This window comes from Pseudomonas taiwanensis (assembly GCF_013393345.1).
GTDB lineage: Bacteria > Pseudomonadota > Gammaproteobacteria > Pseudomonadales > Pseudomonadaceae > Metapseudomonas > Metapseudomonas resinovorans_C.
On sequence record NZ_QJRF01000077.1, the window covers coordinates 311,732 to 324,735 of the forward strand.

A 13,004-nucleotide genomic window follows, 5' to 3' on the forward strand; every position below is an offset into this window, starting at 1 on the left:
CTCATGGAGGGGGCGCGGGCCTGTCCGGCCAAGGGGGGATGGCGAGGGGTACGACGGGAGGGAAATATCCCCCCCTACTGGAGGGGGAAGGGTGGGGGACGCCGGGGATAGCGTGTGCTTGCGGTCCTGAAAAACAACAAGAAAGACTCCATAGAGGAACCAACACGTGACACAGGCAAGACACACAACCTCATTGAATCAGCAGTCGCCGGCCAGTGGTTCCACCCGCGGTCTGGCGACCTTCACACCCCGGCTGCTGGCGGTCGCGGTGGCGCTCGGCACCTGCGCCAACGCCGATGCGGTCAGCTTCCAGCTGGGCGAGATCGAAGGACAGTTCGACTCGTCGATTTCCGTCGGCGCCAGCTGGGCGGTGCGCGGGCCGGACCCGATGTTCATCAACTCCGCCAACACCCAGGGATTGCGCGGCAAGTCGGCCACCCGCACGGCCGACGACAACCGCCAGAACTTCAAGAAGGGCGAGACCTTCTCGAAGATCTTCAAGGGCGTGCATGACCTGGAGCTGAAGTACGGCGACAGTGGCGTGTTCGTACGCGGCAAGTACTGGTACGACTTCGAACTGAAGGACGAGCACCGCCTGTTCTACGACATCGACGACAGCGGCCGTGACGACCTGGCCAAGGCCTCCGGCGCCGAGTTCCTCGATGCCTTCGTCTACCACAACTACAACCTGGGCGACCTGGCCGGCAACGTGCGTCTGGGCAAGCAGGTAGTGAGCTGGGGCGAGAGCACCTTCATCGGCAACTCGATCAACAGCATCAACCCCATCGACGTCGCCGCCCTGCGCCGTCCGGGTGCCGAGGTGAAGGAAGGCCTGATCCCGGTGAACATGTTCTACCTCTCCCAGGGCCTGACCGAGAACCTCACCGCCGAAGCCTTCTACCAGCTGGAGTGGGACAACTCGGTGGTCGACAACTGCGGCACCTTCTTCGGTTCCGACCCGCTGCCCCAGGGCTGCAACGACCGCCTGGTCTTCGCCGGCCCGGACCTCGCTCCCGGCGTTGCCAACAACACCGCGACTGCCGCGCAGATCCTCACCAATGCCGTGGTAGACGACGTCTACATGCCGCGCCTGGAAGACAACGACCCGCGCGACAGCGGCCAGTACGGCGTTGCCCTGCGCTGGTTCGTGCCGGAGCTGAACGACACCGAGTTCGGCTTCTATGCCATGAACTACCACAGCCGCAACCCCTACCTGAGCTTCAAGCAGACCACCGTCGCGCCGATCACCGCCGCACAGATTGGCGCCCTGCCCGCCGCCGCCCGCCAGGTCGCCGCCGTGCAGAACCAGTTCAACCGGGTCCGTGCCGCGCGCTACTTCGTGGACTACCCGGAAGACATCCGCCTGTATGGCCTGAGCTTCCAGACCACTCTGGGGGCGACCTCCGTCGGTGGCGAGCTGAGTTACCGGCCGAACATGCCGCTGCAGATCAACACCGCTGACCTCAACCTGGCGGCGATCCAGTCCACCGACACCGACTTCCGCACCCAGACCTCCCCGGTCTTCACCAGCGGAGAAACGGCGCAGGCACTGGGCGGCGATCTGCCCGGCTACAAGCGCATGCCGGTCATGCAGGCGCAGGTAACGGCCACCCAGTTCTTCGACCAGGTCATGGGCGCCAGCCGCCTGACCCTGGTGGGCGAAGTCGGCTACAACCGCATAAACGGCCTGGGCGACGCCGACGGCACCGACGTGCGCTTCGGCCGCAGCCCGGTCTATGGCGCGGGCGAATTCCCCGGCACCCAGAACACCACCGTCTGCGCCACCTCCACCAACCCGCAGAAGGAATGCAACAGCCACGGCTTCTACACCACGGATTCCTGGGGCTATCGCGTGCGCGCCAAGCTCGATTACCCGAACGTAGTCGCCGGCATCAACCTCTCCCCCAACCTGGCCTGGTCCCATGACGTCGACGGCTGGGGGCCGAACTTCGAAGAAGGCGCCAAGGCCGTCAGCGTCGGCCTCGACGCCGATTACCTGAACACCTACACCGCGAGCCTGAGTTACACCGACTTCTTCGGTGGCAACTTCAACACCAGCACTGACCGCGACTTCGTCTCGCTCAGCTTCGGCGTGAACTTCTGAGCCGAAACCGGCAGAGGGTATTTCCATGAAAGCAAGCATGATCATCAAAACCGGCGCCCTGGCGCTGTCGCTGCTGGCTACCAGCGTCATGGCCGCTGTTTCCGAGCAGGAAGCGACCCAGCTGGGTACCACCCTGACGCCGCTGGGTGCGCAGAAGGAAGGCAACGCCGACGGCAGCATTCCGGGATGGGACGGCGGCCTCAAGCCGGGCGCCGCACCGGTGGATGCCAAGGGCTTCCTCGGCGATCCGTTCAAGGATGAGAAGCCGCTGTTCACCATCACCGCAGCCAACGCCGAGCAGTACAAGGACAAGCTCACCCCCGGCCAGATGGCGATGTTCAAACGCTACGCCAGCACCTACAAGATTCCGGTGTACCCGAGCCACCGTACCGCCTGGGCACCGTCGAACATCTACGACGCGGCGAAGAAGAGCGCCACCGGCGTGCAACTGGTCAGCGACGGCAACGGCCTGGGCAACTTCTCCGACTCGCGCTACTACGCCTTCCCGATTCCGAAGAATGGCGTCGAGGTCTACTGGAACCACGTGACCCGCTATCGCGGCGACAACATCCACCGCTGGGCAGTGCAGGCCGTGCCTCAGGTCGATGGCGCGTACACCATCGTCGAGACCGAAGACCAGAACAGCTTCCCGCAGTTCATGGACGGCGTGAACGTGGAGGAAGCGAAGAACGTCCTCTACTACTACATCTTCGCGGTCAATGCGCCAGCTCGCCTGGCCGGCACCGTATCCATGGCCCACGAGACCATCGACCAGGTGAAGGACCCGCGCAAGGCCTGGACCTACAACGCCGGCCAGCGTCGCGTGCGCCGCGCCCCCCAGCTCGCCTACGACGCCCCCGGCCTGGCCGCCGACGGCATGCGCACCTCCGACAACGCCGACATGATGAACGGCTCGCCGGACCGCTATGACTGGAAGCTGATCGGCAAGAAGGAGATCTACATCCCCTACAACAACTACAAGCTGCAGTCCCCGAGCGTGAAGTACGCCGATATCGTCAAACCCGGCCATATCAACCAGGACCTGACCCGCTACGAGCTGCACCGCGTGTGGCACGTGCAGGCCACCCTGAAATCGGGCGAACGGCATATCTACGCCAAGCGCGACATGTACTTCGACGAAGACACCTGGGTCCTGTCCGAAGTCGACCATTACGACGGCCGTGGCCAACTCTGGCGGGTGGGCGAGAACTACACCTACACCAACTATGAAAAGGGCCTCAACGCCCCCGCGGCCCAGGGCTTCTACGACCTGATCGCCGGCCGCTACATAGTCGCGGCCATGAGCAACGAATCGAAGCTCGCACCGCAGTATGGCCAACGCACCAAGATGTCCGAGTTCACCCCCGCGGCCCTGCGCAATGCGGGTATTCGCTGACCTCCTGAGTTGAAGCAAGGAAGACGCCCCGCACCTGCGGGGCGTTGTTCATTCCGCGCAGCCGCCGGGAAACATTGATGGGTTTCGCTGCGCTCTACCACATCCTACGTGGCGAGTTTCCGTAGGTTGGCGTAGAGCGCAGCGAAACCCAACAGCCCTCACTCCCGGCCCCTCTCCCTAAAGCGGCGAGGGGTGACTCGCGCCGGACAGGACGCAGCACTCCTGAAACCACATGCGGCAGCGGCTTCATCTGTAGGAGCGAGCTCTGCTCGCGAACAGCCCCAGCGCCTGAGCCCCAATTCCGGGACGCAAAAAAGCCCCCTACCCTCACGAGCAGGAGGCTTGCGTAACCCGCGCTGCGCTACACCCCGGAGTACCGATCCATCAACTCGCCCATACGCCCCAGGTACTCCCGACGGCCCAGGTGCAGGATGTGGTTGCCAGGGAACCAATGCAGGTCGCTGCCCGGCCAGTGCCGTTGTAGCAGGCGCAGGTGACGCGGCATGGTCACCCGGTCGCCGGCGCCGCCGATGATCAGCATGCGCTGACCGTCCAGGGGCGAGGCGTAGCTCAGCGGATTGTGCACCGCGAGCAGGCCACGCATTTCGGCGACGCCAACCCCCTGGCTGCGCATCAGCCGAGAGAGCAACAGGCCGGTGGGTTGCCATTCGAGGAACACATCGATCGGGCTGACCGCCGGCACGATCGGAATGCAGTACGCCAGGCGATCGTCGACGGCTGCCAGGAGCGCTGCGGTGTAACCACCGAGGGAGATGCCCGCCACACCGATCTGCTCGACCCCGCGCCCCTGCAAGTAGTCGATGAACACGCGCAGGTCATGGATCGCATGCAAGGGTGCCTCATTGAAGGACACCAATCCGTTGCCGAACAGGCCCTGACCGCTGAACCAGGAACCGCGCTCGGCACGCCGGCCGTGGTGCGGGTAGGTGAACAGCAGAATGTCGTAACCGCGCTGGTAGAAATCGGCCAGCGACAACGCATGGGCATTCAGCCAGTGGGGGTCCGCGGCAAAACCGTGAATGAGGATCAGCGTCGGCCTTGGCCGGTCGCCGTGACACCAGTGTTGGGCATGGGCGCGGGTATTGCGCTGCATGGCCGCGAAGCGCGGACGCGCGTACGGATTCAATGGCTGGAAGGGACTGGCGAAACTCAGCTTGAAACGCCGGATGCCGTCGCCTTTCAGCAGCTCTTGCGCGTCGACGGCAATGCCGCCAGGTGGCGGCAGGAAAACCTGCGTCGCATCCCCCGCTCGCGCCAGGGGTTCGTAGAGGCGCAAGGCGTCGAACTCTTCCTGCATGTTGCCGCTGCCTTTCAGCGAGGCCAGCACGGCGGCGGCCACCGTGGTCGACAGCGACGTGCGCATTACACGCTCGACCGCCGCGGTGCCATGGACCTTCAGAGGGTGCACGGAGTCCAGTGCTGTCCCATCCGCATGCAGCCAGAAATCCTCCGGCAGCCTTTCCCACCAGGGGCTGCGCGTACGGTCCGCCACCCTCTCGCCTGCACGCCTCTCTTCGTTCAACACGCGGATTCTCCCGGCAAAGTCCAGCCCATCGCCCTGCCGATCGGCACCTGGGCGTCTTATGGTTGCAACAGCTTAAAGGCGTGCCCGACGCGCCTCTCCCCCCGAATGTAGGGGGACGGGTTGCACCTGCGAACGAGGAACATGGCTTACCTGGGAGAGGCCCTCCCTCGCCAGGTCGATTGATCCAGCCGCTGGATCAACCTCTATCACCACCTTGCGGGTACCCCAACGATGAGCAAACTCAGCGGGCAAGACGCGCTGTTCCTGAAAGTCGACAGGCCCCACGCGGCCTCTCACTGCACCATGATCTACATCTATGACCAGTCCACCGTGGAAGGACAGCGCCTCGGGTTCCGCGAGATCGTCCGTCATATCTCCGATCGCCTCGACGTTTCGCCGGTGTTCCGCCGCAAGATCGTCCAGGTGCCCTACGGGCTGGGCTATCCGTATTGGGTGGAAGACGACCTGTTCGACATCGACTTTCACGTCCGTCATTTCGCCCTGCCCAAACCGGGCGACTGGCGACAATTCTGCATCCTCGTGTCGCGCATCCACGCCCGCTCGGTGGACCTGGCCCGCGCGCCCTGGGAGATGTACGTCATCGAAGGGCTGGACAATATCGAGGGCATTCCCAAGGGCAGCTTCGCCATCCTCACCAAGTCCCACCATGCCGCCATGGACGGCACCGCCGCGGCGGAGCTGACCTGGGCCCTGCACGACATCGCCGGCGCCCAGGGCAAGCCCGTCGCGGTGGTTCCCGACAGACCCTCGGCAAGCCCGCGACGGCCGATCTGGGGACCGCTGGACACGGTCAGCCGCATGCTCACCGACAACATCTCCGCCTCGGCGCGGATGGCCCTGCCCCTGGCGCGTGTGCTGCCCAAACTGGCGGTAGCCGGCCTGCGTTCGATGGCCCGTTCGGTACTCACCACCGGGGGTGGCGCACCTCGCACGCGCTTCAACACCAATGTCACTGCCGCGCGCGTGTGGAACTCGGTCACCCTCGACCTCGCCACGGTGAAACAGATCAAGGCCCTGGTACCAGGGGCGACGGTCAACGATGCGGTCCTGACCATCATCGGCGGAGCGATGCGCCGCTATCTGGAGGCGAAGGACGAACTGCCTGACAAGTCCCTGGTCACCCTCGCGCCGGTCAATACCCGCCAGGGCGGGGAAGCCGCGGCCAGCGGCAATACGATCTCGATGGTTACCTTCCCCTTGCGCACCGACATCGAGGACCCGCTCGAGCGACTGGAAGCGGTGTTCACCGCCACCTCGGAGTCCAAGGCCATCCAGAACGGGATCGGCGCGGAGGACCTGACCAACCTGCAGAAATTCGCACCGCCCGCCACCCTCGGCCTCGCCGGTCGGCTGGCCACCATGATGGGCATTGGCGGCAAGGGGCCGGTGATCCTGCACAACTGCCTGGTGACCAACGTGCCCGGCCCCAACGTGCCGCTCTACATGCTCGGCGCCAAGCTGGTCTACTGGTGCGGCGTCGGCCCGCTGGTGGACGGCCTCTCGCTGATCTGGAACCCCACCAGCTACTGCGGAAAGATGTTCGTCTCGCTGACCAGCTCACCCAACGTGGTGCCCGACCCGGACTTCCTCGCGCAGTGCCTGAAGGACTCGTATGAGGAGATGCAGGCGCTGGCGGCAGCCAGCCTCGAGGCCGTGGAAAAGCACGCGCCGAAAAAGCGCACCGCCGCCCGCAAATGATGGATTCCGCACGTCCTATCAAGCCAATGGCACGGCCCACGTAGGATGGGTGGAGCCTGCGATACCCATCAACCAGGTCCGATGGGTATCGCTTCGCTCAACCACATCCTACGAATTGGACCGGTGCACCGGGCTACCTTTCCTTAAATTTCCGCACCTACAAAAAAGGCCGACCCGGAATCCGGATCGGCCTTCTTCCTTGCCCGAGCCTTATTCGAAAATCACCTTGCAACCGCTCTCGCCCCAGACTTCCACCTTGTCCTGGTAGCGGTCCTCGATCAGGTTGCGGCGAATCTTCAGGGTTGGCGTGAGCAGGCCGTTGGCGATGCTCCAGGGTTCACGCACCACCACCAGGCACGCCAGCTGTTCGTGCGGCTCGAACTGGGCATTCACCTCCGCGAGGAATACCTCCAGTTCGGTGGCCACTGTGTCGCGCCCCTCGGCGCTGGCCAGGGTGGCACGGGTATCCGGTGATACGTTGAGCAGCGCCACGGGCTGCGGCAGGCCGACGCCCGTCACGCAGGACGCCTCGACGCGCGCATGGTTGCCAAGCTTGGCCTCGATGGGCACAGGCGCGACGTACTTGCCCTTGGCGGTCTTGAACAGTTCCTTGACCCGCCCGGTAATGCGCAGGCGCCCTTGCTCGTCCAGTTCGCCACGGTCGCCGGTGCGGAACAGGCCATCGGCGGTGTAGCTCTCGGCGGTCAGTTCGTCCTGCTTGTAGTAACCCAGCATCTGCGCCGGGCTCTTCACCAGGATTTCGTTGTTGTCGCCGATGCGGCACTCGACGCCCGGGATCGCGGCGCCGACGTAACCGACGCGCACCTGCCCCGGCAGGCTGAAATGCGAGGTGCCGAAGTTTTCCGACATGCCGTAGCCTTCGAGCAGCTCCAAGCCCAGCTGGCGGTACCACTCCATGACCTTGACCGGCAGCGGCGCCGAGCCGGACAGGCCGGTGTGCACCTGGTCCAGACCCAGGGCGGAGAGGATCTGCGCCTTCATCAGCTCACCCTCGACCGGATCGGCGAAGGCCGCGGCCTGCACAGCAGCCGGAATCCGCTCGTTGATCCCCTGGTAGAACTTGCCCCACAGACGCGGCATGGACAGGAAGATGGTCGGCCGCGCGCGGCGCAGGTCTTCGCTGAAGGTTTCCAGGCCGAGGTTGAAGAACACCCGGCAACCGCTGAACAGCGACACGGCCTCAACCACCGCACGTTCGGCGGTATGGGCGAGCGGCAGGTAGGACAGCAGGCGGTCGCTCGATTGCGGCCCCCGGCCCTTGTCGTACATGCAGCCGGTCACCGCTGGAGCGTTGTACATGGCATCGAAGCTGTGCATGACCCCCTTGGGATTCCCGGTGCTGCCGGAGGTGTAGATGATGGTGGCCATCTCGCCCGGCTCCGGCAGCAGCACCCGCTGCAGTGGCGTGAAGGCGGCGACGATGCGCTCCCAGGACTCACCCTCGCCGCAGGCAGACATCGGCAGGTCGATCAGCGGCAGGCCGACGGGCACCCCGGCACGAATGGCGTTCCAGCCCGCGGCATCGCCATCGAGGCGGCCAACGAACAGCACGCGCACCTCGGCATGCTCCAGCACGTAACGCACGGTATCGGCGTTGGCGGTCGAGTACAGCGGGACGCTGATGTGCCCGGCCATCCAGATCGCCAGGTCGGCGATGATCCAGTGGGCGGTGTTCTTGCCGAAGATCCCGATGGAGGATCGCGGCGGCAGGTCAAGGGAAACCAGGTAGGCCGCCATGCGCCGGGCCTGGTCGCCCACCTCGCGCCAGCTGTAGTCCACCACGCTGCCGTCCGGCAGGGGTTGGGTCAGGTAGATGGCGTCGGGCGTGCTGCTCTCCCAGTGGAGGAAGCGGTGCAACAGCGTAGGGTGCTCATTGTTCTTGTTCATGGCATGTCCTGCGTCTGAAGGGTGGTGTACCACCCATTGAAATTGTTCTGTCGGCGGCGAAAGCAGCGCCGCGTCGGTTCACTCGCGCTGATAGAGGGTGGTCACCACCGTGCCGTCCTGCCCGCTTTGGTGCTGCAGGGCAATGTGCGCATCGGCAACCTGGCGCCGGCCGGCGTTGCCACGCAGGTGATGCACCAGCTCGATGCATTGCGCCAGTCCGCTCACCGCCGGTGCCTGGCCCAGCGAAAGCAGTCCCCCGGAGGGATTCACCACCAGGTTGCCGCCATAGGTGTTGTCGCCATCCTCGACCAGCTTCTCGGCGCTTCCCTCGGGGCAGAAACCAAGTGCCTCATACAGCAGCAGTTCGCTGAGGGTACTGCTGTCGTGAAGTTCGCACACCCCCACTTCCTGCGGTCCCCTGCCCGCCTGCTCATAGAGTTCCCGCGCAGCGACAACGTTGACCTCATAGCCCGCACAAGGGAACACCGAGGCCGGATCGAAGCGGGTCACCTGGACCGGTGAAACGCATGCCTGGGCGATGACTTGCACCGCCTGGCCGTTGCCGTGGCGGCGGGCGAAGTCAGCGGAGCACAGCAGCACCGCGGCCACGCCGGAAGAGGGCCAGGCGAACTGGGAATGGGTCAGTGGGTCGGCGATGACACTGGCTTCCAGCACCTCCTCGAGCGTCAACGGTTGGCTTGACACCGCCAGGGGGTTGAGCGCGGCATGCTGGCGTGCCTTGACCGCTACCATGGCGAAGGTTTCCCGTCGCGCCTGGTAGCGCGTCATGTACGCCCGCGCCGCCGCACCGAGGCGCTCGAAGACGGCGCCGAGATCCGGTAGCGGTGCCGGCGCACCCTGTACGCCCAGCACCAGCACGCATTCGGCAAGGCCCAGTTCGATGGCCTGGCAGGCCTGGTAGAACAGGACGCCGCTGCCCTCTTCGCCTTTCGGCAAATGCTGGAGCGGCACACGCCCCAGTCCTGTCTGTTCGAGAGCCCGTTGCAGGGTCCCGCCATCCATCAGTCCCGAGGCGGCGAAGACGGTTCCGATGTCCCGCGCGGACAATCCTGCGTCCGCCAGCGCCTGCCGTATCGTCTCGCCGACCAGACCGGTCGGATTGACGCTCAGCGAAGCCGGGCCGAAGGGGGACATGCCTACGCCAATCACATTGACGCAACGTTGCATCGTGCTCTCCTGAAATAGAAAAGCTGCCACTTCCGGGGCTCGGAAGCGGCAGGTGGCCAAAGGGTCAGGCCGGCACTTGCTCGAAGATCTCGACGGAGCCGCCCTTGAGCACGACTACGTCACGCTCGACGGCGCGGGTCTCGAACACAACGCGAGTCGGCGACTCGCGCCACATGCGGGTTTCCAGGGTATCGCCCGGCATCACGATGGCTGCGAAACGCACGCGGATGCTCTTGAACAGGCGCGAGTCGTTGTTGCAGAACGCCTTGATCACATGGCGACCGGCATAGCCGAAAGTGCACAGACCATGCAGGAACGGCTTCTCGTAACCGGCCTTGGCGGCGTAGTCGGGATCGACGTGCATCGGGTTCCAGTCACCGCACAGGCGGTACAGCAGGGCCTGGTTGACCTCGGTCTGCTCGGCGATCACCGCGTCCGGCGCGCGTTCGGGCAGCGGGGTAGCCGCCACGCTCGGCACGCGCTTCAGGCCAGCACCCGGAGTGCCGGTGTAGAAGCTGGTGAACTCGTTGTAGTACAGCGGGGTGCCGTTCTCGTCGGTGGTGTGGATTTCCAGCACGCTGACCGAGCTCTTGCCTTTGTCCAGCGCTTCTTTCAGGCGCATGGTGTGCTTGAGCTTGGCCTTTGGCGGCATCGGACGGTACATCTCGGTGTACTGCTCGCCGTGCAGGCCCTTGGCGAACGGCAGCTCCAGACCTTCGAGGGTCGGCTTACCGGCGAGGATCGCCTTGAGGAACACCTGGGTCGCCGGCAGCACCGCCATGGTCGGCAGTACGCGGAACTCTTCACCCTTGAACTCATTGATATAGAGCAGCTCGGTACGATCCAGCGGGTCCTTGGCGGCGCCCACGGCCAGCGCGTAGAGCGCGGCGTCAGTCTGGGTGTACTCGGTTTCCAGGGTGGCGACGGCGTTGGCGGCCACTTCCATGTCGACGTACTGGTTACCGCCAATGGCGTTGCCAGCCATGCGCTCGAACAGCTCCTTGAAGCCTTCGCCGCCATTGGCGTGGTGCACGCTCTTGTCGTCGAAGCGGGTGATGCGCTCCCAGTTCTCGCGTACCAGTTCCGGGCTCAGCGAGTCGGTGTGCAGGAAGCGGCCGTAGGAACGCTCCCAACGGTACTTGGCGTGGAAGCCGCCACCGACCTCGAACAGGCCGCCGGTGTCCTGGCATTCCTCGCTGCACAGCCAGCCCACCAGCGGGGCGACGTCTTCCACCTTCAGCTTGTCATGCAGCTCTTCCGGGAAGATGCCGCTGGCGATCACCATGCGCGAGGCCGCGATCGGGGCGATGGTGTTGACGCGGATGTTCTTGCTCGCGCCTTCGATGGCCAGCGCGTTGGTGAAGCCGATCAGGCCGGACTTGGCGGTGGCGTAGTTGCACTGGCCGAAGTTGCCGAAGATGCCGGCGCCGGAGGCGGTCATGACGATGCGGCCGTAGCCCTTGTCGCGCATGATCGGCCAGACGGCGTGGGTCAGGCGGAAGGCGCCCTTCACGTGCACGTCCTGGATCAGGTCCCACTGCTCTTCGGTCATCTTGTGGAACGAGGTGTCGCGCAGGATGCCGGCGTTGTTGATCAGGATGTCGACGGTGCCGAACGCCTCCAGGGCGGTGGCGACGATCTTCTCGCCCTCGGTCACCGAGTTGTAGTCGGCCACCGCCTCGCCGCCCATGGCCTGGATTTCGGCGACCACGGCGTCGGCCGCGGCGGACGAGCTGCCTACGCCAGCGGTGGTCACGCCCAGGTCATTGACCACGACCTTGGCACCACGGGAACCCAGCAGCAGCGCGTGGGCACGGCCCAGGCCGTTGCCGGCGCCAGTAACGATGGCGACTTTGCCGTCGAAGCGAATTTCTTGAGACACGTTAGGGCTCCTCTCCTGAAGAGATAGTTGTTATCGCGACGCAGGGCTCCAGCGCCCGGCCGCCCTGATGGACGAACCGACGCGGATTGCGACCGCAGGTTGGCTCAGGCTCGCCTCACAGGGTGCGGGCGATGATTTCCTTCATGATTTCGTTGGTGCCGCCCCAGATGCGGTTGCCTCGGGTATCGAGGTAGAGCCGGGCGATGGGGTACTCGGTCATGTAGCCGTTGCCGCCATGCAGTTGCAGGCAGGCATCGACCACCCGGCTGCTCAGCTCGGCGGTCCAGTACTTGGCCACCGCCGCCGTTTCGGCGCTCAGCTCGCCGCGCAGCAGCAGCTCCATGCAGCTGTCGATCCACGAGCGGCCGATCTGCACTTCGGTCTTCAGTTGCGCCAGGGTGAAGCGCGAGTTCTGGAAATCCAGCACCGGCTTGCCGAAGACGATGCGCGTGCGGGTGTACTCGACCGTGTGCTCCAGGGCTGCCTCGGCCTGGGCCTGGAAGCCCACGGCACCGATGATGCGTTCCCAGGCCAGGTCGTGCATGAGTTGGTAGAAGCCCTGTCCTTCCACACCGCCGAGGACGTTCTCGGACGGCACGCGGCAATCGTCGAAGAACAGCATGCTGGTGTCCTGGGCGTGCAGGCCGATCTTTTCCAATGGTTGGGAACGGGCGAAGCCCTCGCGCTCCTTCTCCACGATGACCAGTGAGATGTCCTTGGCGCTGCCGCTGTTGCCGGTCTTGCACACCACCAGCGCCAGGTCGCACGAGGCGCCGTTGGAAATGAAGGTCTTGGAACCGTTGAGCACGAACTCGTCGCCCTCGCGCACGGCGCGGGTCCTGACTGCCTGCAGGTCGGAGCCGGTGTTGGGCTCGGTCATGGCGATGGCGCCCACCGCCTCGCCGGCGATCATTCTCGGCAGCCAGGCCTGCTTCTGCGCCTCGGTGCCGTAGTTGAGGATGTAGAACGCCACCAGGCCGTGTACGCCGAAGCCGATCAGGCCGGTGGCGCCCACCCGCATGAATTCCTCGGCGAAGATCATGTCGAACAGCCGGTCGGCGCCAGGACCACCGTATTCCTCGGGCATGGAAGGCAGCAGCATTCCCAGGTCACCGGCCTTGCGCCAGACCTCGCGGGGGACGCACTTGTCCTTCTCCCACTGGGCATGGAAGGGCGCGACCTCTTCCTCCATGAACCGGCGGCAGGCGCGGCGGAACTCTTCGTGCTCGGAGCTGAACAGGGTACGGGGGATCAGATATTC

At 65.0% G+C, this 13,004-nt stretch carries 8 protein-coding genes; 3 read left to right on the plus strand and 5 right to left on the minus strand.

Annotated features, from left to right (window positions below):
* The first annotated feature begins 166 nt into the window (after nt 1-166).
* Nucleotides 167-2,104 (plus strand): DUF1302 domain-containing protein, encoded by a 1,938-nt coding sequence (locus tag DM872_RS30065; RefSeq protein WP_373273754.1) that lies wholly within the window; start codon nt 167-169, stop codon nt 2,102-2,104.
* Nucleotides 2,105-2,129: 25 nt separating this feature from the next.
* A complete protein-coding gene (locus DM872_RS30070) occupies nt 2,130-3,500 on the plus strand; it encodes a DUF1329 domain-containing protein (RefSeq protein WP_179062793.1) in 1,371 nt (456 codons plus the stop codon).
* A gap of 361 nt (nt 3,501-3,861) precedes the next feature.
* Here the strand turns inward: DM872_RS30070 and DM872_RS30075 are convergent, their stop codons facing one another.
* Complete coding sequence (locus tag DM872_RS30075; RefSeq protein ID WP_179062794.1) at nt 3,862-5,046, minus strand: alpha/beta hydrolase family protein; 1,185 nt, start codon at nt 5,044-5,046, stop codon at nt 3,862-3,864.
* A 231-nt stretch (nt 5,047-5,277) separates the two neighbouring features.
* Between DM872_RS30075 and DM872_RS30080 the strand changes: the two genes are divergently transcribed.
* On the plus strand, nt 5,278-6,765 hold the full coding sequence (locus DM872_RS30080) for a wax ester/triacylglycerol synthase family O-acyltransferase (RefSeq protein WP_179062795.1): 1,488 nt from the start codon (nt 5,278-5,280) through the stop codon (nt 6,763-6,765).
* Nucleotides 6,766-6,975: 210 nt separating this feature from the next.
* On the opposite strand, the gene DM872_RS30085 is transcribed toward DM872_RS30080, so the two are convergent.
* The 4 genes from DM872_RS30085 to DM872_RS30100 form a co-directional block, all read right to left on the minus strand.
* Nucleotides 6,976-8,673: an AMP-binding protein gene (locus DM872_RS30085; RefSeq protein ID WP_179062796.1), complete on the minus strand. Its 1,698-nt coding sequence runs from the start codon at nt 8,671-8,673 to the stop codon at nt 6,976-6,978.
* A 78-nt stretch (nt 8,674-8,751) separates the two neighbouring features.
* Nucleotides 8,752-9,861: a thiolase C-terminal domain-containing protein gene (locus tag DM872_RS30090; RefSeq protein ID WP_179062797.1), complete on the minus strand. Its 1,110-nt coding sequence runs from the start codon at nt 9,859-9,861 to the stop codon at nt 8,752-8,754.
* A gap of 64 nt (nt 9,862-9,925) precedes the next feature.
* Nucleotides 9,926-11,743: an SDR family oxidoreductase gene (locus DM872_RS31030; RefSeq protein WP_179062798.1), complete on the minus strand. Its 1,818-nt coding sequence runs from the start codon at nt 11,741-11,743 to the stop codon at nt 9,926-9,928.
* 115 nt (nt 11,744-11,858) lie between these two features.
* The gene (locus DM872_RS30100) at nt 11,859-12,998 is read right to left on the minus strand and encodes an acyl-CoA dehydrogenase family protein (protein WP_256873516.1); all 1,140 of its coding nucleotides are present in this window, start codon (nt 12,996-12,998) and stop codon (nt 11,859-11,861) included.
* Nucleotides 12,999-13,004 lie beyond the last annotated feature (6 nt).

Bases quoted from the DNA above. Each gene is read 5' to 3' on its own strand.
- DM872_RS30080 (WP_179062795.1), top strand. From the start codon at position 5,278: ATGAGCAAACTCAGCGGGCAAGACGCGCTGTTCCTGAAAGTCGACAGG.
- DM872_RS30070 (WP_179062793.1), top strand. From the start codon at position 2,130: ATGAAAGCAAGCATGATCATCAAAACCGGCGCCCTGGCGCTGTCGCTG.
- DM872_RS30090 (WP_179062797.1), bottom strand. From the start codon at position 9,861: ATGCAACGTTGCGTCAATGTGATTGGCGTAGGCATGTCCCCCTTCGGC.
- DM872_RS30085 (WP_179062796.1), bottom strand. From the start codon at position 8,673: ATGAACAAGAACAATGAGCACCCTACGCTGTTGCACCGCTTCCTCCAC.